This window comes from Loigolactobacillus rennini DSM 20253, from assembly GCF_001436505.1.
GTDB classification, from domain to species: Bacteria; Bacillota; Bacilli; order Lactobacillales; family Lactobacillaceae; genus Loigolactobacillus; species Loigolactobacillus rennini.
In genome coordinates, this window is sequence record NZ_AYYI01000030.1 from 17,327 (window position 1) to 41,798 (window position 24,472).

Annotated in this window: 23 protein-coding genes; 3 read left to right on the forward strand and 20 right to left on the reverse strand. The window is 39.5% G+C overall.

The window, feature by feature from the left end; genetic code table 11:
• Positions 1-5: 5 nt before the first annotated feature.
• The 13 genes from atpD to FC24_RS04895 form a co-directional block, all read right to left on the reverse strand.
• Positions 6-1,451 (reverse strand): F0F1 ATP synthase subunit beta, encoded by a 1,446-nt coding sequence (atpD, locus tag FC24_RS04835; RefSeq protein ID WP_057873754.1) that lies wholly within the window; start codon positions 1,449-1,451, stop codon positions 6-8.
• Positions 1,452-1,531: 80 nt separating this feature from the next.
• Positions 1,532-2,467 (reverse strand): F0F1 ATP synthase subunit gamma, encoded by a 936-nt coding sequence (locus tag FC24_RS04840; RefSeq protein ID WP_057873755.1) that lies wholly within the window; start codon positions 2,465-2,467, stop codon positions 1,532-1,534.
• A 14-nt stretch (positions 2,468-2,481) separates the two neighbouring features.
• The gene (gene atpA / locus FC24_RS04845; RefSeq protein ID WP_057873756.1) at positions 2,482-4,008 is read right to left on the reverse strand and encodes a F0F1 ATP synthase subunit alpha; all 1,527 of its coding nucleotides are present in this window, start codon (positions 4,006-4,008) and stop codon (positions 2,482-2,484) included.
• A 38-nt stretch (positions 4,009-4,046) separates the two neighbouring features.
• Positions 4,047-4,589, reverse strand: a complete 543-nt coding sequence (atpH, locus tag FC24_RS04850) for an ATP synthase F1 subunit delta (protein ID WP_057873757.1) — start codon at positions 4,587-4,589, stop codon at positions 4,047-4,049.
• Entirely contained in the window at positions 4,576-5,100 is a 525-nt protein-coding gene (atpF, locus tag FC24_RS04855) for a F0F1 ATP synthase subunit B (protein WP_057873758.1), read from the reverse strand. Before atpF ends, atpH begins: the two co-directional genes overlap by 14 nt.
• A gap of 80 nt (positions 5,101-5,180) precedes the next feature.
• A complete protein-coding gene (gene atpE / locus FC24_RS04860; RefSeq protein ID WP_057873759.1) occupies positions 5,181-5,387 on the reverse strand; it encodes a F0F1 ATP synthase subunit C in 207 nt (68 codons plus the stop codon).
• A 32-nt stretch (positions 5,388-5,419) separates the two neighbouring features.
• Positions 5,420-6,136, reverse strand: coding sequence for a F0F1 ATP synthase subunit A (atpB, locus tag FC24_RS04865; protein ID WP_057873760.1), 717 nt, complete (start codon positions 6,134-6,136; stop codon positions 5,420-5,422).
• Between the two features lie 423 nt (positions 6,137-6,559).
• A complete protein-coding gene (gene upp, locus FC24_RS04870) occupies positions 6,560-7,189 on the reverse strand; it encodes a uracil phosphoribosyltransferase (RefSeq protein WP_057873761.1) in 630 nt (209 codons plus the stop codon).
• A gap of 120 nt (positions 7,190-7,309) precedes the next feature.
• Positions 7,310-8,563: a serine hydroxymethyltransferase gene (locus tag FC24_RS04875; protein ID WP_057873762.1), complete on the reverse strand. Its 1,254-nt coding sequence runs from the start codon at positions 8,561-8,563 to the stop codon at positions 7,310-7,312.
• Positions 8,564-8,702: 139 nt separating this feature from the next.
• Positions 8,703-9,722, reverse strand: a complete 1,020-nt coding sequence (locus tag FC24_RS04880; RefSeq protein ID WP_057873763.1) for an L-threonylcarbamoyladenylate synthase — start codon at positions 9,720-9,722, stop codon at positions 8,703-8,705.
• A gap of 19 nt (positions 9,723-9,741) precedes the next feature.
• Entirely contained in the window at positions 9,742-10,578 is an 837-nt protein-coding gene (prmC, locus tag FC24_RS04885) for a peptide chain release factor N(5)-glutamine methyltransferase (RefSeq protein WP_057873764.1), read from the reverse strand.
• Positions 10,571-11,653 (reverse strand): peptide chain release factor 1, encoded by a 1,083-nt coding sequence (prfA, locus tag FC24_RS04890; RefSeq protein ID WP_057873765.1) that lies wholly within the window; start codon positions 11,651-11,653, stop codon positions 10,571-10,573. The genes prmC and prfA overlap by 8 nt, the downstream gene beginning before the upstream one ends.
• Before the next feature lie 21 nt (positions 11,654-11,674).
• Complete coding sequence (locus FC24_RS04895) at positions 11,675-12,256, reverse strand: thymidine kinase (protein WP_057873766.1); 582 nt, start codon at positions 12,254-12,256, stop codon at positions 11,675-11,677.
• A gap of 188 nt (positions 12,257-12,444) precedes the next feature.
• Between FC24_RS04895 and FC24_RS04900 the strand changes: the two genes are divergently transcribed.
• On the forward strand, positions 12,445-13,797 hold the full coding sequence (locus FC24_RS04900) for a Mur ligase family protein (RefSeq protein WP_057873767.1): 1,353 nt from the start codon (positions 12,445-12,447) through the stop codon (positions 13,795-13,797).
• Between the two features lie 144 nt (positions 13,798-13,941).
• On the opposite strand, the gene FC24_RS04905 is transcribed toward FC24_RS04900, so the two are convergent.
• The 7 genes from FC24_RS04905 to FC24_RS04935 form a co-directional block, all read right to left on the reverse strand.
• Positions 13,942-14,688, reverse strand: a complete 747-nt coding sequence (locus FC24_RS04905) for an NADP-dependent (R)-specific alcohol dehydrogenase (protein WP_057873768.1) — start codon at positions 14,686-14,688, stop codon at positions 13,942-13,944.
• Between the two features lie 168 nt (positions 14,689-14,856).
• On the reverse strand, positions 14,857-15,876 hold the full coding sequence (gene adhP / locus FC24_RS04910) for an alcohol dehydrogenase AdhP (protein WP_057873769.1): 1,020 nt from the start codon (positions 15,874-15,876) through the stop codon (positions 14,857-14,859).
• 222 nt (positions 15,877-16,098) lie between these two features.
• Positions 16,099-17,061: a mannose-6-phosphate isomerase, class I gene (gene manA, locus FC24_RS04915; RefSeq protein WP_057873770.1), complete on the reverse strand. Its 963-nt coding sequence runs from the start codon at positions 17,059-17,061 to the stop codon at positions 16,099-16,101.
• 106 nt (positions 17,062-17,167) lie between these two features.
• Positions 17,168-18,178 (reverse strand): serine hydrolase domain-containing protein, encoded by a 1,011-nt coding sequence (locus tag FC24_RS04920; protein ID WP_057873771.1) that lies wholly within the window; start codon positions 18,176-18,178, stop codon positions 17,168-17,170.
• Between the two features lie 262 nt (positions 18,179-18,440).
• Positions 18,441-20,318, reverse strand: coding sequence for an ABC transporter ATP-binding protein (locus tag FC24_RS04925; RefSeq protein ID WP_057873772.1), 1,878 nt, complete (start codon positions 20,316-20,318; stop codon positions 18,441-18,443).
• A complete protein-coding gene (locus FC24_RS04930) occupies positions 20,311-22,047 on the reverse strand; it encodes an ABC transporter ATP-binding protein (RefSeq protein WP_057873773.1) in 1,737 nt (578 codons plus the stop codon). Before FC24_RS04930 ends, FC24_RS04925 begins: the two co-directional genes overlap by 8 nt.
• A gap of 23 nt (positions 22,048-22,070) precedes the next feature.
• The gene (locus tag FC24_RS04935) at positions 22,071-22,706 is read right to left on the reverse strand and encodes a TetR/AcrR family transcriptional regulator (RefSeq protein WP_057873774.1); all 636 of its coding nucleotides are present in this window, start codon (positions 22,704-22,706) and stop codon (positions 22,071-22,073) included.
• Positions 22,707-22,907: 201 nt separating this feature from the next.
• On the opposite strand from FC24_RS04935, the gene FC24_RS04940 reads away from it, so the two are divergent.
• Together FC24_RS04940 and FC24_RS04945 are read left to right on the forward strand one after the other, a co-directional pair.
• On the forward strand, positions 22,908-23,555 hold the full coding sequence (locus FC24_RS04940; RefSeq protein WP_235807319.1) for a CPBP family intramembrane glutamic endopeptidase: 648 nt from the start codon (positions 22,908-22,910) through the stop codon (positions 23,553-23,555).
• Positions 23,556-23,645: 90 nt separating this feature from the next.
• Positions 23,646-24,224: a hypothetical protein gene (locus FC24_RS04945; RefSeq protein ID WP_057873776.1), complete on the forward strand. Its 579-nt coding sequence runs from the start codon at positions 23,646-23,648 to the stop codon at positions 24,222-24,224.
• The last annotated feature ends 248 nt before the right edge of the window (positions 24,225-24,472 follow it).

Genomic DNA, 24,472 nt, shown 5'->3' on the forward strand with positions numbered 1-24,472 from the left:
ACCTCCTAATTAGCTGCTGCTTTTTTCGGTTTTGTCGTTGACTCGTCTTGGCCATAACCCATTTTCTTGGCTTTTTCAACGACTTCTTCAATTTTACCAACGTTACGGAAAGCATCTTCTGGTAGATCATCGTATTTACCAGCTAAAATTTCTTTAAAGCCTTTAACTGTATCTTTAACGGAAACATAAGAACCAGGCTGACCAGTAAATTTCTCCGCAACACTAAAGTTTTGGGATAAGAAGAATTGGATCCGACGAGCACGTGCAACGACGATTTTTTCTTCATCAGATAATTCATCCATCCCTAAAATTGAAATAATGTCTTGCAATTCACGATAACGTTGCAAAACGTGTTGTACTTCAGTCGCAACGCGATAATGTTCTTCACCAACGATACTAGGATCCAATGCACTGGAAGAAGAAGCTAATGGATCCACAGCAGGATAAATCCCTTGCTGCGTTAATGAACGCTCCAAGTTAGTTGTGGCATCCAAATGGGCAAATTCTGTTGCTGGTGCTGGGTCCGTATAGTCATCGGCTGGCACATAAACGGCTTGGATTGAAGTGATCGCACCCTTTTTAGTCGATGTGATCCGTTCCTGTAATTGGCCCATTTCAGTCGCTAATGTTGGCTGATAACCAACAGCTGAAGGTAAGCGGCCAAGTAAGGCAGACACTTCAGAACCGGCCTGTGTAAACCGGAAAATGTTATCAATGAACAAAAGTACGTCTTGGCCGGCGACATCACGGAAGTATTCGGCTAATGTGACACCAGTTAAGGCAACTCGCATCCGGGCACCAGGCGGTTCGTTCATCTGACCAAAGACCATGGCCGTATTGTTGATAACACCCGTTTCTTTCATTTCATAATACAAATCATTACCTTCACGCGTACGTTCACCAACACCAGCGAAAACAGAAATTCCGCCGTGTTCCTCGGCAATGTTATGGATCAATTCCTGAATCAAAACAGTTTTACCAACACCGGCACCACCGAACAAGCCAATTTTACCACCACGAAGGTACGGCTCTAATAAATCAATTACTTTAATACCTGTTTCAAGAATTTCTGAAGATGTACTTAAATCTTCAAAACTTGGTGCGTCCTTATGGATACTACTGCGTTCAGCATCTGCAGGAAATTGATCACCAAAATCGATTGTTTCGCCTAAGACATTAAAGACACGCCCTAAGGTTGCTTTGCCAACTGGGACCGAAATCGGACCACCAGTATCATCGACAGTCATGCCACGTTGCAAACCATCAGTTGATTCCATTGCGATGGTCCGCATAACGCCATCACCTAATTCCAAAGCAACTTCCAGCGTTACTGTTTCGTCCTTGCTTTTACGGACAAGCAGTGCGTTGTTAATATCAGGGAGTGAATCATCTAAAGGAAACGAAACATCGACAACAGGGCCCATAACTTGGACAAGTTTTCCTGAACTCATATTGTTTTGTTCCTCCCGTCATTCATAATCAAAAAATCAAAAGACAACTGTTACTATCAAAAATATTGATCCCATTACAGTTATTCTAAAGCACTGACACCAGCAGTAATTTCAGTAATTTCTTGCGTAATTGCACCCTGACGCGCCCGATTATAATTTAATGTCAATTTATCGATTAAATCATTGGCATTGTCAGTCGCACTACGCATTGCTGTCATTCCAGCTGCGTGTTCCGCTGCTTTAGCATCCATCAATGCACCAAAAATCAAGCTAGCCGCGTATTGCGGTAAAATGACATCAAGCACTTTTTCTTTAGAAGGATCCGCAATGTATTCAATATTTTTATTTTTTACTTCAGAAACATCGAGATCATTGATCGGCAACATTTTTTCTGCACGAAATTCAGAACGTAATGAATTAACGTGATGATTGTAGCAAACATACAATTCATCAAAAACGCCCGAATCATACATTGAAACAGCAGTTGTCACAATTTCGCGAACTTCATTAAACGTTGGTACATCACTGACACCACGATATTCATAGGCAATATTCATGCCCCGATTCTTAAAGAAATCTGCACCAGTGCCGCCAACGGCCATGAAGACGTACTCATCAGATGATTTGTGATCTGATGTAATCATATCTGTAACAGCTTTAATCACATTGCTATTGTAACTGCCGACTAAACCACGATCAGAAGTAATAACTAAATAGCCTGTTTTTTTAATCGGCCGTTGCTGCATTAAACTGCTAACTTCAATTTTGCCTTTAGGCTGCTTTTCATCCGCATCCTTTTCAGCTAATTTTTTTGCATTATCCAATGCCAACAATTGTGCTGCCGCCATGTGAGTAACAATCTCGCGAATCTTGGAGTAATACAGCTGATAAGCAGTCGATTTTTTCTCAATCTGATTGAGTTTAGACGCAGACACCATCTGCATCGCTTGCGTAATCTTTTCTGTACTTTTAGTCGAATCGATCCGGCGTTTAATCTCAGTTAATGATTCAGCCATAATCTCATCTCCTTTTAGTTCGCTGTTGATGCAGTTTTGCTAGCTTTAAATGTTGCTGCAAATTCTTTAATTCCTGCTTCTAGCGCATGATCCTTTGGTAGTTCACCTGTTTTAGCAATATTAGCTAACACATCTGCATGATTGCCATCAAAGAAATCAAATAATTCAGATTCATAACGGGATAGATCATCGACCGCAACACTATCGAGGTATCCTTGTCGTAGCGCAAACAAAATCAATACTTGTTTCTCAACTGGTAGCGGTTTGTGGACAGGCTGTTTTAATACCTCAACTGTCCGCCGACCACGATTTAATTTAGCTTGCGTGGCAGCATCTAGATCGGATCCAAATTGTGCAAAGCTTTCCAACTCATTGTAAGAAGCCAAGTCAACACGCAAAGTCCCGGCAACTTTTTTCATTGCTTTAACCTGAGCGTCACCACCAACACGAGAAACAGAAGTCCCAGCATCAATTGCTGGCCGTGTACCAGAATAGAATAAATCACTATCCAAGAAAATCTGTCCATCGGTGATGGAAATAACGTTAGTCGGAATGTAAGCTGAAACGTCACCAGCTTGTGTTTCAATGATCGGTAATGCAGTCATTGAGCCTGCACCTAACTTATCACTCAATTTAGCGGCACGTTCCAACAAACGAGAATGCGTGTAGAAAATGTCACCAGGATAAGCTTCACGGCCCGGTGGACGCCGAAGTAATAGCGAAATTTCACGATAAGCAGCCGCTTGTTTTGATAAATCATCATAAATAATCAAAACATCTTGCCCTTTATACATGAAATATTCACCGATCGCTGCACCAGCATAAGGTGCTAAATAAAGCATTGGTGCTGGCTCTGACGGACCGGCAGTTAACACAATAGTATGATCCATCGCACCATAATGACGCAAAGTTTCAACCTGTGTCCGGACAGTAGATTCCTTCTGCCCAATTGCAACGTAAATACAGATCATATTTTGATCTTTTTGATTAATAATTGTATCGATCGCAACGGAGGTTTTACCGGTTTTACGATCACCGATAATCAATTCACGCTGGCCACGACCAATCGGAACTAATGAATCAATCGCTTTTAAACCGGTTTGTAGTGGTTCATTGACGGACTGACGATCCATAACGCCTGGAGCTTTATATTCGATTGGCCGGGCTTGTTCAGTCTTAATCTCACCCTGGCCATCAACTGGCTGGCCTAACGAATTAACGACACGACCCATCATGTTTTCCCCAACTGGGACTTCCATGATCCGGCCGGTACGCTTTACAGTATCGCCTTCACGAATATCGTCAAATGAACCCATAATAATGATCCCGACATCATTTGTTTCCAAATTTTGTGCCATACCGTAAGAGCCATTTTGAAATTCTAATAACTCGTTAGCCATGGCATTGTCAAGACCGTGTGCTCTTGCGATACCATCACCAACATAAGTAACGGTACCAACTTCTTCAACAGAAAGATCATCTGAATAATCTTTTAACTGTTGTTTAATCAAAGAACTGATTTCCTCAGCCTTGATGCTCATAGGGTTCACCTCTTTTAAAATCACTTAACTAACAACAGCTATCCTAATAAAAGCTGCCGTACTTCTAATAATTTCTTCTGAACACTACCATCGATAATTAAATTATTAGCCTTAACAATTGCACCGCCAATAATTGTTTTATCAATGTTATTTTTAATTTTAACTTGCTTAACACCTAGTCGAGTGGCTAATTGAGTAGCTAAACTTTCTTGTTGCGCTTCAGTTAGTGCAACAGCAGAAGTCACTTCGGCACGTACAATCCCATTTGCTAAATCATACTGGTGCATAAATGCCGCTAAAATATCAGGCATTTCTTGCATCCGCCCATAATCAAAAACCATTTGAATCAAGTTTTGAACACTAGCGGAAGCCCCTTGCTTTAAATTAGCTAAGATTGCTTGCTTTTGTGACTTTGACAATGTCACATTAGTTAACGCAGCACCAACTGCAGGTGTTTGAGCAAAGATTTTTTGTAACGCAGCAACGTCGGCATAAACGGTACTTACTGTATCTTGCTCAGTCGCCAGATCAAATAAAGCCGTGCCATAACGTTGCCCGATCATATATTTATCTAGCGCCATTTTGCTTCCCCAACCCTTCGATATAAGAATCAATCAATGCTTTTTGATCAGCAGCATTTAATTCTTTTTGAATGATCTTAGAAGCAATTTCAATAGATAAGGCAGAAATATCTTTTTGAGCACCCTTTAAGGCATCCGCCCGTTCCTGGGCAATGTCTTTTTGAGCCTTGTCTTTTAAATTGTCTGCATCACTTTGTGCTTGCGTGACAATCGTCTGCCGTTGTTTTTCACCGTTTTGGCGCGCTGTGCTGACAATTTTAGTTGCCTCGCTTTGCGATTTATCTAATTCTGACTGTCGCTTAGCAGCTAATTGTTCAGCTTCATTACGGGATTTTTCTGCATAATCTAAGTCACCAGAAATTTTATTTGCCCGTTTATCCATCATTTTAGTTATCGGTCCCCAAGCAAAATGCTTGACCAACGCAACCAAAATAATAAACGAAATGGCATAAAATAGTAAATCACCAATATACAAGCCACCAGCTGCACCAATAACAAATTGTGAAAGCATCTATTGACACCTCCTTCATAATATGTTCTTTTTCGCTTAATTAAAAAAGGCAGACTTAATGCTGCCTAGAGCGACTAACACTACATCAACAGGAAGGCAATAACGATAGCGATAATCGGGAGGGCTTCAATCAAACCAACACCGATAAACATTGTACTACGTAATTGACCAGCTAATTCAGGTTGACGAGCCATACTTTCAAGTGTTTTTGAGATAACTTTACTATTACCATAACTAGCAGCAAAGGCTGCAACTGCGGCGATAATAGCTATTGCAATAAAATTCATAATAAAATTTCCTCCCTAGGGTTTTGTTTAATCTATTCTTCCACTTCAACTTTACGTGAAATATAGACCATGGATAATGTAACAAATACATAAGCTTGGATGCTACCAATAAAGACTGAGAAGCCTTGCCAAATAAGTGCAAGTGGCAATGCGACCACTTCGGTTAGCAACCCGTGAGACTTTGCGACACCACCGATTAAAGTCAACAAAACTTCACCGGCAAAAATGTTACCATACAGACGGAATGCTAACGTTAAGAAGTTAGTGAATTCCTCAATTAATTCTATTGGTAGCATAAAACTTACTGGTTTGAGATAGGAATTAACCAAATAACCTTTTGCGCCAAAGACAACAACACCAAAATAATGCGATAGCAATAATACCATCAATGCCAATGACATTGTAACCATGACGTCCGATGTCGGCGATTTAATCAATGTTTTCCCGCCGATAATGAACTCAATCATTAGACCCAATTGATTGGAAACAAAGATAAACAGGAACAGTACAAAAGCCAGTAAATTGAACCGTTTTCCCTGCTCGCCCGGGATATTTGACGAAACAATCCCATTAGTGAAATCAATGATTGCTTCAAGCACGTTTTGCTTGCCCTTAGGTCTTAATGCTAAATTACGCGATAAATACCACACTAAGAAGAAGACAATAATCATTGCCACCAATCCGGAGACAACGTTTGTAAGGTTAAAGGTAAGCCCTAAAAACTTTACAACGAAACTCTCTTCATTCACAGAATCTCACCTCTTTTCGCGACTAATTGCTTCTACAGTGTTGCACGGTAATTTATGTACACCGAGCTGTCATAATCAGAGTGTATCATAGATATTGGGCCGCATCAAAACACATTTGCAGAAAGATTTTAAGCGAAAAATCACTATCCGCGTCCGCCTAAAATACAAAAGTTATGATACCACCAATAAGTCAAAAATACAAAATTTTGTGTCAGCAAAAACATTAAATTTTTCACCGCGATCAACCTGATATCAAAGCATTTTCACGAAAGAAAATCAGTTAAATTTATTTTTTATATTAAATGTCCACAATGCTTAAATCACCATTTAATTTAAACTAAGAATTAACCGAAATATCAAATAAAAAATAGTGGTACCCAGCTTAAAGGCAGCAACACAATTAAGCTGGGCCCGCCAATTTAATTATTTAGTCCCAAACAACCGATCACCAGCATCGCCAAGACCAGGAACGATATAACCATCTTTGTTCAAATGATCATCTAATCCGGCAACGTAAATATCAACGTCAGGATGCGCTTTTTGGACTGCTTTGACGCCTTCAGGTGCGGCAACTAACCCAACAAACCGAATTTTTTTAGCACCGCGCTTCTTTAAAGCATCAATTGCCATAATGGCAGAACCACCAGTTGCTAACATCGGATCAACGACAAATAATTCACGCTGTTCAATGTCAGAAGGCATTTTAACAAAATATTCAACTGGCTTTAAAGTTTTTTGGTCCCGATACATACCAATATGTCCAACTTTAGCTGCTGGAATTAGTTCTAAGAAACCATCGACCATTCCCAAACCGGCACGAATAATGGGAATAATGGCAACTTTTTTACCTGCTAAAGATTTTTGTGTGGTTTTTGCAATCGGTGTTTCAACCACAACATCTTCCGTTACCATATTTCGTGTCACTTCATACGCCATTAACGTTGCAATTTCATTGACTACCTGCCGAAATTGCTGCGTACCGACTCGCTTATCACGAATAATCGTCAGCTTATGCTGAATTAATGGATGATCAATTACGTGTAGTTCTCCCATGATTTCGCTCCCCTATTTGATATAGTCACCAGACTGTAGAAAACGGCACACACTGATTTCAATGTGTCCCGCCTTCATCAATTTGATTACCTATATTTTACCTAATTAAATCTACATTGGCTAGTGTATTTCAAAACTTTTTGCATTAATTGGAAACCGTTTTGTTATTTCGATCACTTGTTGTTTAATCCGCGCAAGCGCCAGTGGGTCTTCATGGTGTTTAAGAGTTTGAATAATAAGTTTTGCAATTGCCTCAGCTTGCGATTCCTTCATACCGCGAGTTGTCATTGCAGGTGTTCCTAAACGAATACCGCTAGTTTTAAACGGCCCATTTTGCTCTTCAGGAATCGCATTTTTATTTAAAGTAATGTTAACTGTATCTAATAAATCTTGCGCAGTTCGGCCGGTAATGTCAAAACCAGTCACATCCACCAATAACAAATGAGTATCAGTCCCGCCTGAAATAACTTTCAGCCGCTTCTCTTGATTAAAGATTGCTGCCATTGCCTGAGCATTTTTTACAACTTGTCGCATGTAAGTTTTAAACATCGCTTGCTGTGCTTCTTTAAACGCAATTGCTTTTGCAGCGATGACATGTTCAAGCGGACCACCCTGAATTCCTGGAAAAACAGCTGCATTAATGGCTTTAGCGTATTGTTCTTTAGCTAAGATTAAACCACCGCGTGGACCGCGTAATGTCTTATGTGTCGTAGAGGTTACAACATCCGCTTCAGGCACCGGATTAGGGTGCAATCCCGCAGCTACCAAACCAGCAATGTGGGCCATATCTACCATTAAATAAGCATCAACTTCATCTGCAATTTGGCGGAATTTTTTAAAATCAATCCGCCGACTATACGCCGAAGCACCAGCAACAATTAAGCGCGGATGAAAAGTATGCGCCAACTGTCGGACCTGCTGATAGTCGATGTAACTACTTTTTGGATCGACACCATAACCTTTAAACTGATAGGTTTGCCCGCTAAAACTAATTGCTGCACCGTGGGTTAAGTGCCCACCATCTGCAAGATTCATCCCCAAAACATGATCTCCCGGTTCTAAAAGTGCCGCGTAAACTGCCATATTCGCATTCGAGCCTGAATGCGGTTGAACGTTAGCATATTCTGCATCAAATAATTGCTTTGCTCGTTTAATCGCTAATTGTTCTACCTGATCGATGTAGGTGCACCCACCATAAAAGCGGTGTTTCGGATAACCTTCTGCATACTTATTAGTTAAAACACTTCCTTGAGCAGCACGTACTGAATCAGACACAATGCTTTCTGAAGCAATCAACTCAATCGTCTGTTCTTGCCGCTTTACTTCCCGTTGTATTGCCTGCCAAACTTCTGGATCACGCACCTGAAAATCCATTGACCAGCCCCCCCCTTTTAATCAATATGACTTAGATTATAGCACAGCACAGCTGTCAAATTACTGCTGACATTTTTAAATAAAAAACCACAATGATTAATAAACAATCATTGTGGTTAAACCATATTTAACAATATCGTTAACGATCAGCTTTAAAATGCGCCTGTCCAGCTGATTTACCCAACCGGTTCATGTAAGCGACACCTAGGCCTTCAGCAGGAAAAGCCTGCGCCAAAATCAGTTTGACTTCTGGCAATTGATCATAATGCCGTAATCCATCAAATAAATGCTGGCTAGCACTAACAATCGAATCACCTAATGAAAACCGGTAGTTGTCCGGCAAAGAAGTAAATTGAGCTAAAACAGCATCCGTTGCTAATAAGCCAAAAGGCTGTTGCTTTTTTTGTGCCCAATTAACAGCTGCTTCAAAATCTTTCGCTTGTGTAATGTAAACTTGAGCGTTTGGTGCGTAGTGCTTATATTTCATCCCCGGTGCTTTAGGAACTTCATCAGCTTTAACTTGATGATGATTAGTCGCAATTGGCCCAATCACACTTTCAATTTGGGCTTGTGTGACAGCACCAGGTCTTAAAATAGCCGGAGTAGCCGTACTTAAATCTAAAACCGTTGATTCTAATCCAACGCCAGTTGGCCCATCATCAACAACACCAGCAATCTTCCCAGATAAATCATGTAGTACATGAGACGCCAAGGTGGGACTAGGCTTTCCTGATGTGTTAGCGGAAGGTCCGACAAGTGGGTGCCCAACCTGTTTGATTAAATCTAATGTCACTTGATTATTTGGATTACGAAAGGCAGCAGTACTGAGCCCACCAGTAACAGTTTTAGAAAACGCACCCGGTTTTAAAGGTAAAATTAGTGTCAAGGAACCGGGCCAAAAAGCAGCAGTTAATTTTGCCGCCGTTTCTGGAAAATTTGAAACATATTTTTTTACAGTTGCAACATCAGCAACATGTACAATCAAGGGATTGTCACTCGGCCGTCCCTTCGCTTGATAAACTTTTTTAACCGCTGCTTCATTAGTAGCATCAGCACCTAGGCCATAAACTGTTTCAGTCGGAAAAGAAACCAACTCACCAGCTACCAATGCTGCAGCTGCTGCTGGCAATTGACTTGCCTTAAAAACTTTTGTTTGCAACTTAACTCCTTCTTCCAAACTATAATTTAATTCTCAACATGCGTTCGTGCCCAGCTAAATCACGCCGAAAAGTAACTTGACCCTGGGGCAATATCTGAGTTGCTAATTTAGCTAATGCAGGACGCTGCTGATAGCCAAATTCACCAAAAAAGCAGCCGCCAGACACCAACTGTGAGGCCAAGTCCGCAAAAATTTGTTGATAAATTGCAAGCCCTTGGTTTTGCGCAAACAAAGCTAGACTCGGTTCATATTGCAAAACACTTGTATCCATCACAGCACGTTCAGCAGGTGCAATATACGGTGGATTGCTGATGATCAGATCGAATTTTTCACTTTGAAAAGCCGCAAATACATCACTTTGGTAAAAGCGAACCCGCGCTTTTAAGCGTTTCGCATTAGTCGTGGCAACCTTTAAAGCAGCACTGGAAATATCACTGGCCCAAACTTCCCATTGCGGGCGCGCAAGTTTCAAACTAACTGCAATTGCACCACTGCCAGTGCCTAAGTCTAATACTTTTAAATGGCGCGTAGAGCTTAACGCTAAACACCATTCCACCAAGTCTTCCGTTTCAACTCGGGGAATTAAGGTTGCTGGTGTGACTTTAAAATCGTGGCCAAAAAATGGCGCGTACCCGATAATGTACTGCGCTGGCTCATGCTTTGCCAACCGCTGAACATCAGCTTGAAATTGTTTCCAGACTGGATCGGGCATTAAATCCCGATAATGCAGCATCAACTGTGTTGTCGTCCATCCCTGCCGCGCCAATAGCAAAAAACGACCTGCATCTTCTTGCTGGTGTTGTGCCAAAAAATGCGTTGCCCAACGTAAAGCTGAAAAAAAAGTTGGATTAGCCATTTTGTAATTGTTCCAATTTAACAGTTTGATCATGTAAGATCAACGCATCAATAATTTCTTCTAGGTCACCGTTCATAATGCGATCTAATTTATTTAACGTTAACCCAATGCGATGATCCGTCACTCGGTTTTGCGGATAATTATAGGTCCTAATCCGTTCCGAACGATCACCGGTACCAACAGCATTTTTACGGTTTTGATCATATTGGTCTTGATTTTGACTTTCATAGTAGTCATAAACACGTGCTCGTAAAATTCGCATGGCCTTTTCGCGGTTTTGTTGTTGTGAACGTTGATCTTGCATGGCAACTACAATTCCAGTTGGCATATGCGTCATCCGAACAGCAGAGGATGTTTTGTTAATGTGTTGTCCCCCAGCGCCAGAGGAACGATAGACATCAGTTCTAATGTCTTTTGGATCAATTTCGATGTCCACTGAATCATACTCTGGCATCACTGCAACTGTTGCCGTTGAAGTGTGCACTCGACCTTGGGATTCTGTTTGGGGAACACGCTGTACCCGGTGTGCACCATTTTCAAATTTCAGCTTAGAATAAACATTTTCACCTGAAATCATAATAACGACGTTTTTAAAGCCACCAACTTCTGTGGGCGTCTCATCAACAGTTTCAACTTTCCAATTCTGTTTTTCTGCGTAACGCATGTACATATCTAACAAATCGCCAGCAAATAGACTGGCCTCATCCCCACCTGCTGCACCGCGAATTTCCATGATGATATTTTTATCATCATTAGGATCTTTAGGCAGCATTAGTTTTGTCATGATATCTTCTAATTTAGCTTTCTTTTGGTTTAAATCTTCTAAATCTTGTTTAACCATCTCTTCCATTTCAGGATCAACTTTTTCACGTAGCAGCTGTTCATTTTCAGCTATTTGATGGTTAATTTCTTTATACTGCTGGTATTTTGCTGCAGTTTCGCGGATTTCGCCTTCTTCTTTTGATAGCTTCATAAACCGTGAAGTATCTTTGATCACTTCAGGATCAGATAACAAGCCTTCTAACTCTTCATGGCGATCAACCACTGCTTGTAATTGTTCAAACATTTCATCCATGATTGATTTCCTTTCGTTTACTTATTTTAAACGGTCTAATAAGGGGTGAAAATAATGTTTGCGGCACACCGGATAGTAAGCTTCATTACCGCCAATTTTGACCTGTTCTCCATGATAAACTGGCTTACCATTAGCAAAACGCAGATTCATCAATGCTTTTTTATTACAAAACCAGCAAATTGTTTTAATTTCGACAATTTTATCAGAATATAATAATAAATACTTTGAGCCTTCAAACAGCTCATTACGGAAATCATTTTTTAAACCGTAAGTCATCACCGGAATGTTTAACTCATCCACAATGCTAGCCAGCTCAACCACATGGTGCTTTTGTAAAAACTGGGCTTCATCAATTAAAATACAAGCCACATCTGGTGCGCTTTGCTTAACAAATTGATAAACATTTGTTTTGGCAAAAATAGGCTGTGCTTGTCGCCGTAAACCAATTCGGCTGGAAACATAGCCTACCCCATCCCGGGTATCCAACCCGGAAGTCATAATAATCACTTTTTTATGCTGCTCTTCATAATTATGAGCAACCTTTAAAATATCAATCGTTTTACCGCTATTCATTGCACCATAGTGAAAGAACAACTGGGCCATACGCGTTAATACCCCTTTTCATAAACACTCTTATTCAGTATAATCGATTTTAGTGAAAAATTCATCTGCAAATCATTGCAAAAACTACAACACATGATTTTTGCACATTTTTAATCTATTTTATAATTTAACTGTGTTATATTCAATTCATATTGATAAATTGGTCAATAAATAAAAGGAGCAAACTTATGTCAGTTAAAAGTTCTTTTGCAGTCGCAGTTGGCCGCAGTTCCTATTGGTTTTTACACACCTTTATGAAGGGTGGTAGTTCTTTGCCTGGGAAACTGACCAACCAAATCGATCCAGATATTTTAGCAACTCTAGGCCGTGATTATGAAGTGGTCATTATCACGGGTACCAATGGTAAAACTTTGACCACTGCCTTAACGGTAAAAGTGCTACAAGCTAAATACCACAACATTTTAACTAATCCAACTGGCTCCAATATGAAACAAGGCATTATCACTGCTTTTTTGACCCATAAAACAGGCCGTAGCGGTAAAAAAATTGCCGTTTTGGAAGTTGACGAAGCTAACGTCATTGAAGTGACAAAATACATCAAACCCACTGCATTTGTTTTCACCAACATTTTTCGTGATCAAATGGACCGCTATGGGGAACTTTATACTACCTATAAAAAAATTCTCGCTGGGGTTGCCAAAGCACCTGATGCTACTATCATTGCTAATGGTGATGCACCGATTTTTAATTCCCAGTCTTTACCTAATCCAATCATTTATTATGGCTTTAACCACCAGCAAGATGGTGAACGTAAAGCGCCTTACAACACTGACGGTGTGTTATGCCCTGTTTGTAACCATATTTTGCATTATAAATTTTTGATCTACAGTAATTTAGGTAAGTATTATTGCCCCCATTGTGGTTTTTCTCGGCCTAAATTACAACACAGCGTCACCGCATTAACTCATTTAACGCCAACACAATCACAATTTGTTGTGGATCAACAAGCACTTAAAATTAATATCGGCGGAACTTATAACATTTATAATGCTTTAGCAGCTTATAGCGTGGGCCGTTATTTTGATATCGCTCCTGATAAAATCGCCCAAGCACTAGACGCAGATGAAAAAGTCTTTGGTCGTCAAGAAGTGATTCAAGTAGGTACTAAGGCTGTGACGTTAATCTTAGTTAAAAATCCAGTTGGGTTGAATCAAGTCTTTAATTTAATTTCATTAAACCACAAGCCGTTTTCATTAGTTACATTATTAAATGCTAATTATGCAGACGGTATTGATACAAGTTGGATTTGGGATAGTGATTTTGAAAAAATGGCAGCACAGAAATTACCTTGTTACATTGCAGGTGGCGAACGAGTGACTGACATTGCTTTTCGCTGGCAAGTTGCGGGTGTGCCAAAAGACAGTTTGATTCAAATTAAAGATTTAGACCAAGTCGCGGAAAAAATTAAGAACTTACCTACCCAACAAGTTTATGTGCTCGCCACTTACACTGCTGTTCTACAATTACGAGAAAAATTAGCTGCTCAAGGCTTCATTGCAGCGGCTAATCGGAAACATTAATCAGGCACATTTAAATAACTGTGCCGTTACCATTCTTCCAATTAAAATGGACCAATAAACAGTGATTTTGCAAAGCTTAATTCAGTCTAATTAAACTTTGAACGCTGTTTATTGGTCCATTTTTAATGAATGGGCAAACTATTTTTATTGTGCGGTGTAACCACCATCGACGACAAATTCCGAACCAGTTGCAAACTTAGCTTCATCTGAAGCAAGATAAACGCAAATGTTAGCAATATCGCTAGGTTCTCCTAAATGTCCCATCGGCGTTAAACGTTCCTCATGTTCCACTACATCTGGTGCAACGTCAACTAATGGTGTATGGATGTAGCCCGGATGAACGGTGTTAACGCGTACATTGTAACCTTGTTTAGCCGCATAAAGTGCAGCAGATTTAGAAAATAATCGCACACCACCCTTACTAGCATTATAAGCAGCAAGCATCGGTTCTCCAATCAGTCCTTCAATCGAACACATATTGATAATTGAGCCGCCATGTTCCTTCATTGCGATCATCGCATACTTAGTGCCAAAGAAAACACCGTCTAAATTAATTCCCAATAACTTGCGCCACTCTTCAGTTGTGGTATGCTCAACGTCTTTGAAAAAACAAATACCCGCATTGTTAACTAGAATATCTAAATGACCAAATCTGTCTTGCACAGCTTTAATAATTTGCTGCCATTGCTGGTCGTCTGAAGTATCCTGCTGCATGAAAACTGCAGCTTCTGGTGCATTAATGTCAGCCAACGCCTTTTTCCCTGTATCAGGATTACGCCCAGTAATCACGACTTTTGCCCCTTCAGCAACAAAGTGTTGGGCACAACCTAAGCCAATTCCCTTAGTACCACCTGTAATCAACGCAACTTTTCCTGCTAAACGTTCTGCCATTATCGTTGCCTCCCCATAATTTTTTTGTTGTTACACAAATCTATTTTAGCTCATTTCACCATAAATGAAAACGCTTTATTTAACATTTATAGTTTAAATAAAAAAGACCGACTTTAACAAATTAGCTAGTGTTAAGGTCAGCCTTCTTTGCCAATGTAAAATTAATGCTTATTCTTGCGTAAAATCAAAAACCATCCGTCCGACAATTGAATTGTTTTTCATCTCATCAATAACATCATTAATGTCAGCTAAGCGTACTTTTTGAACAATCGGATGGACTTTCCCCTCAGCACCAAATTGGAAAGTTTCTGCTAAATCTTGTCTAGTACCTACTAACGATCCAGCAACCTGAATGCCATCCAAAACAGTTTTGCCGATATTTAAGTTCATATCTCCTTGTGGTAAAGCAACTGCAACTAAACGCCCATCCGGACGTAACGCATTAACAGATTGATCAAAAGCGGCAGTGGTGACAGCTGTTACAATAGAACTGTGAACGCCGCCAACTTTTTCTTGAATTTGCTTAGCCACGTCTGGGTCATGTCGGTTAATCAATAAATCTGCTCCAAGATCCTTGGCGGCTTTCAATTTATCATGATTACCATCAACAGCAACAACATGGGCACCGAAAACATTCTTAGCATATTGAATTGCTACATTACCTAAACCGCCCGCACCAACAATTTCAGTCCATTGTCCAGGCTTTAAGTGGCCAACCTTTAATGCTTTATAAGTAGTCACTCCGGCACAAGTTAAAGAAGTCGCTTCAACAGGATCCAATTCGGCTGGTACTTTTACAGCATAATCAGCATCGACAATCACTTGTTGTGCCATTGCCCCATCAACTGTAAAACCTGCATTTTTCACATTACGGCATAAAGTTTCTCGTCCCGTCAAGCAGTATTCACAATGACCACAAGAACTAAAGAACCATGCAATGGAAACCCGATCCCCTACTTTCAAACTGGTCACATCCGGTGCAATTTTGGAAACAATCCCCACACCTTCATGACCAATAATTCGACCTGGTACAGCGCCAAAATCACCTGCGGCAACATGTAAATCTGTGTGACAGAGTCCACAATATTCAACATCAACTAATGCTTCTCCATGTTCTAATGATCTTAGCTTAACGTCTTTGACATCAACATACCCATCACCATTTTCCCGAACAACGGCAGCTTTCATTTCAGATCTCCTCCTTTAGCACAAACGCTTTCACCACTCATTATAAAATGTCTACCAATAAATCACAATAGAAATTTGATAAAACATTCACAAATAAAACTAAAATTAAATAAAATTATTGATTAGACAGTGATTTAAATTGAATTTTTTTCACTAATTTAATTTATAAAAAAGCATTACTAATTGTCAAAATTAGTAATGCTTTTGTTCAAAACTATTAGATCAGGCCCTTTGTCCTGGTTCAGAAGCAATAATTTGTAGGTCACCGGTTAAGCGCCATTCTTTGATTGCAAATGGCAACATGAAATGTTGTCCTTTTTCAAGTGAATAGGTTTTACCTGCTACCTCTAATTGGCCTGTTCCTGCTAAGACAGAAACTAATGTGTAAGGTGCCGCTTGCCTAGTTAATGCAAGTTCTCCCTTAACTTGCCATTCGTAAACACTAAAATAAGGTGCCTTCACAAAGCAAGTAACTTTAGAATCACCATATTGTTGACTGGTAACTGATAGTTGCGGCGTAGTAAACGGTACATTAGTGACATCAATTGACTGCTGAATGTGCAGCTGCCGTTTTTTCCCAGTCTTGGCATCTACTCGATCGTAATCATACAACCGGTAAGTTGTGTCACTACTTTGCTGCGTTTCCAACGCCATAATGCCCTTTCCCAAAGCATGAATCGTTCCGCTTGGCACATAAAAGAAGTCACCTGCTTTTACAGGAACGTACCGGAATAATTGTTGCCATTGTTCAGAATGAATCATGTCCGCTAGTTCAGCACGAGATTGCGCATGATGTCCATAAATTAGCTTTGCACCTGGTTCAGCGGCGATGATGTACCAGCATTCTGTTTTGCCTAATTCATGTTCATGAGTCGCTGCATATGCATCATCTGGATGAACTTGAACAGACAAATCAGCCTCAGCATCTAAGATTTTAGTCAGTAACGGGAAGACATCTCCCTTAGCATTGCCAAAAAGTTCACGGTGATTTTGCCACAAGTCAATAACAGATTCTCCTGTGTAAGGGCCATTAGCAACCGTACTAGGCCCATGGGGATGTCCAGAAATAGCCCAGCATTCACCAGTACGATCGCTAGGCAACTGGTAACCAAATTCGTCGTGTAACTTAGTTCCTCCCCAAATTTTTTCTCGAAAATATGGTTTTAAAAATAATGGTTCTACCAAAATACCACTCCTTGTTAAAATTCAATCTTTAATGATGCCGATTTGCCATCATTTATTTACACTAATAATTATTATCGTACACTCATTATCTTACCGCTTTCAGGATTTAGAGTACAGCTGCTTCTTTTAAATAGGTTGCTGCAATTTGATCACGTAAACCTAAAAAAATAGTATTTGGTTCAGTAGGATGAATCCGATTTGACAATAAAACAAACGCTTGGTGTGCTTGCTGATTAATTAAAATTAAATGTCCAACGTAGCCAGTATGATACAACCAATACTGGCCGTTAGATCCTATTTTTAAATCCCAACCTAAGCTACGCTGACCATTGCAGCCCGTATAATCGTGATATAATTGTTGAATCGTTGTCCGATCAAGCAGTGGCTCAGTCAATTGCCAATCACCTAACATAAAACGACAAAAGCTTAAAACATCAGTTAAATTAGCAAATAATCCGGCTGAAGCAGCATGTTCGCCTAAAACATAAGCTTTGGGATCATGAACAACGCCTTTAATCAAGCCTCTGCCATGAGGTTGGTAACTGGCCGGAACGCAACGCTTAGCGTCTGGATGAAAAGTCATAGTCGTTAAATGCAACGGTCGGATCACTTCGTTAAATAGGGCCTGTTGGGCTGGCCGTTGTAATAATCGCTCAATAATCCAGCCTAGATAGAGAAATTCAGTATCACTATAATGTACTTGTTTACCAAAGTTAGGCCCCACCGATAAATTTAACAATGCTTGTTTAAGCTCTGGTGCTGTTAATTGATTTCGGTGTGGGATGTAACCAACTAGATTAACGGTATGCGTCAGTAAATGACGAATCTGCACGCGTTGATCTTTAAATGTCGGCAAAAATTTTTGGATGGGGTCATCAAGTGCCAGCTGATGCTGCGTTATTAATTTTAAAATTAATGTTGTAGTCGCAATAACTTTAGTTAAAGAAGCCAAATCATACAATTGTCCGGCATAAAGTGGCTGGCATGTTGGTATTAATTGACTAGCGCCAACGTAATTTGTCAAAGTTTGCTGGTGATCAATAAAACCGTAACTAACACCGGGAACTATTTTATTCGTAACTAATGCTTTAATTTGTTGCTGCGTTTTAGCATACATCATGTCCACTCCAATTTGACTCGCTAAGCTTTATTCTAAAAGGATCGCAACAATTTAACAAGACAATCAATATTTAGTCTGTCAAGATTAAATAACAGCCACGAGAACAGCTAACAGTATGTTTAATATCTGACATACAACAAAAATTAAGGGACAACTCACTCACGTGAATTGTCCCTTAATTTTTCGGCTATTATTCAAAAACTAATCATTTTATAGCACTTTTAATCAATTATCGTTTTAAAACTAATACAACTGATCATCAAATTGCCACGTTGCCAGTAAATTGACTGTTATATAAATCAGCATAAAAACCATGGTTGGCCATCAATTGAGCGTGTGTCCCAGTCTCCACAATTGATCCGTGATTCATCACAATAATATTGTCCGCATCCTGAATTGTTGACAGGCGATGAGCGACAACAAAACTTGTCCGATTAGCCAACAATCGTTCCATGGCATGCTGAATGTGAACTTCAGTTCGCGTATCAACTGAACTAGTTGCTTCATCCAAAATTAAAATCTCAGGATCAGCAACAAATGCACGCGCAATAGTGATCAATTGCCGCTGTCCTTGTGAAATGTTAGATGCTGCTTCATTTAAAACAGTATCGTAACCATTGGGCAACCGGCGAACAAAAGAATCCACATGAGCGGCTTTAGCTGCTGCAATAATTTGGTCATGGGTCGCGTCTTCTCGACCATATTTCAAATTATCATAGATGGTACCGCTAAATAGCCAAGTATCCTGTAGCACCATCGCAAAATGTCTCCGTAACGATTCCCGTTTCAATTGTTTTGTATCAACACCAGCCAAGCGAATAGTACCACCAGTGACATCATAAAATCGTTCCAACAAATTAATGATAGTGGTCTTGCCGGCACCAGTAGGTCCTACAATCGCCACGCGTTGGCCTTTTTTAACCTTCAAATTATAATCCTTCATCAACGGTTGATCAGGCTCATAACCGAATTGAACGTGGTCAAAGGTAACCAAATTAGTAGGGTTTGATTGCAGTACTGGTTGTTTTGCTGGTTCAGGATTCATCTCTGGTTCATCCAACACTTCAAAAATCCTTTCTGCTGAAGCAATCGTTGATTGGATTGTATTTAGCAAGTTAGCCAATTGTGAAATAGGTTGTGAAAATTGATTCATGTATTGTAAAAAGGCTTGGACATTACCTAATGTTACTGTTCCGTGAGTAACTTGAATACCACCAATGATTGCCACAAAAACATAACCAATATTATTCAAGAAGATCATCAATGGCATAATAATTCCAGAAATAAATTGTGCTTTCCAAGCTGATTGATAATAATTGCCATTTTGTTTTTCAAAAGTTGCAATTGCTTCTTGTTCCTTATTGAAACTTTTTAAAACAACATGACCACTATAATTTTCTTCTACTTGATCATTGAGCAAGCCTAAACTACGTTGTTGTCCGGCAAAGAAACGCTGTGATTTAGGTGCCACAAAGCCGACTACCACTAAACTTAACGGTATTGTCACTAGTGCAATTAATGTCAGCTTCCAACTAATTGTCAGCATCATCCACAATGTTCCAACAAACGTGACAATACTTGTAACTGCCTGCGTTAAGCTTTGTTGCAACGTGCTGGCAATATTGTCCATGTCATTTACTGCCCGTGACATAATATCACCATTGGTATGCGTATCATAGTAGCTGATAGGAACGCGTTGCATTTTTTGTTTTAATTCACGACGAAGTTGATAAACTGTTTGCTGGGAAACTCTTGTCATAATAAACTGCTGGAAAAAGCTGAAGACTGCAGCAGCCAAATACATCAAAAAGACAATCAAAATAATTTGTTTAATTTTATCGAAATCAATGGGAAGTTTATTTAAGGTAACGCCAGCTTTTTTGGCTGCAGCACCTTGCATCACGCCTTTAAAAATCTCTGTCGTTGCTTCCCCTAAAATTTTAGGCGTGCGAATTTGAAAAATAACGGAAGCAATCGCAAGAATCAAAACAAAAGCTACCGCCCATAAGCGATTAGACATATAGCGCAGCAAACGATTAGTGGTTCGCCAAAAGTTATGCGGCTTTTCAACTAAACCACCGTGCCCACCACCTGGGCCGTGATTAACCGCGGGCTGATTGGTTGGTTTTTTACTCATGTTGCTCCCCCTTTCCTAATTGTGACGCCATAATTTCCTGATAAATTGGATTGTGTGCCTTCAGTTCCTGATGAGTGCCTTTGCCAACTAATTTACCGTCATCTAAGACGAGAATTAAATCAGCGTCGGCAACAGTCGCAATTCTTTGTGCCACAATAACCACAATTCGGTTTTGAATGCGGCTATCTTCGCGTAACTCTTGTCGTAACTGCGAGTCCGTTTTGAAATCCAATGCGGAAAATGAATCATCAAACACATAAACAGCTGCATCCTTAACCAAAGCCCGGGCAATGGCCAACCGTTGCCGCTGACCACCAGAAAAATTACCGCCGCCTTGTTCAACATAAGTATCTAAACCATCTTCTGCGGCAATAAATTTATCTGCCCGCGCAATTCGCAGTGCATGCCAAATGGCATCATCACTAGCATTAGGATCGCCATACTGCATATTCTCGCGGATAGTGCCGGTGAAAAGAATTGCAGTCTGCGGCACAAACGAAACAGCGGCACGTAAATCATGTTGGCTAAACTGTCGAATATCTGTGTCATTTAACATAATTTTACCGGACTCTGCATCATAAAAGCGCGGTAATAAGTTAACAAGTGTCGTTTTACCAGAACCAGTTCCTCCGATAATAGCCACGGTTTGTCCACTTTTTGCACTAAAATCAATATCCTGCAATGCTTTTTTTTCAGCACCTGCATAACGATAATCAACGTGTTGAAAATCAAGTTGACTGTGATCAAAATTAGCAGGCAATGCTGTTTTTGTTTTTGGCTCTTTCAACTTAGAATTTAACGCCAAGACCTCCTGGATCCGCAAAGCCGAAGCTTGTGCTCGAGGAATAAAGACAAATACCATGGATAGCATCATAAAACTCATCAAAATTTGCATAGCGTAAGTCATAAAGGCAATCAAATTCCCTACTGGCATTGAAAAATCAGCGATTAATTTACCACCAAACCAAGTGATACCAATATTAGTGACACTCATCATCAATGTCATAATCGGGAACATCAACGCCATAATGCTAAAAACTTTAATGGCATTTTTTGTATAATCTTGGTTAGCGTCTTCGAAACGCTGCTGTTCAAAATGATCACGCCGAAAAGCACGGATCACCCGCACCCCTGTTAGACCTTCACGAAAAATTAAATTAATTCGATCCGTCTTAGTTTGCATCGCCCGGAACAACGGTACGGCAAAACGCATAATTAAACCGATGAAGATGGCCAAAACTGGCAATACTACCAAGAAAATCATCGTTAATTGATGGTTTTTGTTATAAGCTAAAAAACTCGCACCAACTAACATAATCGGTGCCATGATCATCATTCGTAGCGCCATCATCGCCACATTTTGAATTTGCACCACGTCATTTGTGGTCCGAGTAATCAATGACGACGTTTCAATTTGATCAAATTCATCATTTGAAAAATTGATAATTTTACGATAAATATCTGAACGTAATTTTTGGCCCAAGCCTTGTGATGTACGAGCAGCTAAGAAAACATTTCCCGCTGCTGCAACAACACTCAGTAGCGCAAAGGCAATCATTTCTAGGCCAACTTCCCAAATGTAATTAATGTTGCCTTTAGCAACACCATTGTTAACAATATTAGCGGTCAAACTGGGCAAATTTAAGTTACTGATCACCTGCAAAATCATAAATAAAAAGGCACCAATAACTGCCCAAATGGACATCCGCCCACGTGCTATTTTAAGCATTTACTCACTTCCCAAATTTAAAATTAATGCTGGTTTGCTGGTCTAACCGCAACACCATGTTCTAACCAATCCAAAGTACGCGTAAATTCATGCTTTAATTGCGTAACCGAGACTTTCTGACCTTGTTGCTGACGAAAATAATAAGAACCTAAAGTTTGAAAAACTGTCGCCATCAAGATCCGCATCAGCATTTTCAATTCATGCTCATTAGTAATACGCAAGCATGACGTATCAACCAAAGAATAAAACTCACGATCATGATGAGCTTTATGACTTGCAAAACTCATTTTATGGCCGTTTTTGTAACTCATATTCAAAAAAAGATTACGATAAAATGGTGCATCTTGCCCAGCGGTAATTTCACCGATCAATCTGGAGAAATACTGGCGAAAAGAAATAAATAAGTCGCCGTGATTATCTCTTAAGGTTTTTAACCACAAATTTTTATGCTCCTGATTCAATTTTTCAAAATAATAATAATAAAGATCAGTTTTGTCTTTAAAATACTGGTAAAAGCTCCCTCGCGGAATACCAGCAGTCGCAATAATTTTATTAATCGACGCATCATATAATGGCACACGTGAAAATTCTTGTCGCGCGGCTTTTAATAAACGTTGCTGTTTTGCCTGCGACAAATTAAAAAAGGTCTTAGTCGGCATTTAGTACCACCTTCCTTCAATTATGACACCTTGTCGTTTAAATGACAATATGTCATTATAAAGGTGTTAGTATCGGATTGCAAGCAAAAAGATAGCCTTATTGCTAAAAATTAATAACAACCGGCTATTCCGTGTTATGATGAGTTTACTTTCATTCACGAGGTGACCGTTATCAATGTCAAAAATTCAAAGTGGGCACTTGTGCGCCACTTATGTTATTTTATTGGTCTATTAATTGCAGAACAATTACCACTAGCTGGTCTTAGTTTAGCCAGTCTTTTTATTAAACAAGGCCAAAATCAGCTAGTTCTTCTTATAGGTAGCTTATTTTTAAGCATCACCATTTTAATCGCCATTTTATTTTGGCAAGTTTATTTAAAAGCTGTTCATGATAATCATAATGAATTCCAACAGCCTTTACACAAAGCTGATTGGTTGATGATTGCTTTAGGTTTTGGCGCCATGGTGGTTATCAATCTAGTAACAGTTCCATTTATCAAAACAACGGGTAACGGCAACGTCAACAGTTTACTGAGTTTGCTGCAAAGCTTTTTGTTTTTTATGCTATTTTTCATTGCCTTTATTGGCCCAGTTTTAGAAGAAGTGTTGTTTCGCGGTTTATTTTTAAATTGGTTTTTTACTGGACACCGCAACATTAGTATGATACTGAGTGCACTTATCTTTGGGACATTTCACGTCGACTTTACCAACGGACAAATTGATCCAATTTACTGGCTTTCAAAAATTTTATTAGGCTTCATTTTAGTCTTAGTGTATAATCACACTAAAAATTTAAAAGCATCAATTTTACTACACATTTTAAACAACACTTTAGCAGCCTTTATCTAATCAGCTAACTGAGTAAATCTTGAGTTCAGTATCGCTTATTTGTTAGAATAGCAAATGATAGGTAGCTAAAAATGGAAGGGGTACACCAGTATGAAAAAAGTCTTCAGTGTGTTATTAGTTAGTGTTGCTACCTTAACACTGGCGGGATGTCAAAGTAATAACAGTAGCAAAACACAGCAGTCAACAAAGCAGGAAACAAGCCAAGTAAGCAAAAATGCTCAATCAAAACAGGCAAGTTCCAATACTAGTAAAAAAACGGCTGCTGCAGAAAGTTCTGACAAAACAACTAGTGATGCTTCTAGTAGTAAACAAACTTCTAGTACCAGTGATTCAGCCACTAGTCAAAGTCAGACACAACAGCAAACCAGCAATCAAACAACTGCTAATGCACAAAATTTGACTTCACAACAAGTACAAAATTGGGTTGCTCGTTATTTAGATGGCAATTACCAAACTGGTGATTTAACTTATACTATGAATAAAGATCAAAATGGTGAGTTATTGATTCAAGTAAAAGAAAATCATCAAAGCACCAACATGCAAAACCAAGGTGCTGACCCTAATACTTCTCCAACAATTGGCTGGTTCAAAGTCAACAGTCAAGGTCAATTATTAAAATCCCCTGATGCAGGTGCTTCTTGGAATGTCGTTAGCAACAGTTACCAATAATAACTGCATTACAATATAATCATGATATAAAAACTGCCAAAGTGTTTCTCTGAAACATTATTTGGCAGTTTTTATTAATTAACATCAGTAGTCAAGATAGTGCAAAATTTGTGCAAAACAGATCCGCCTGTCAGGGCGTTTTACAGCAAATAAAAAAATGACAGACGCTGTTATAGCAACGTTTGTCATTTACGGGTCTAGAATTTTTGGTGTTGGAAAGTATTTCCATTCCAAAAGTACTAGGCCCT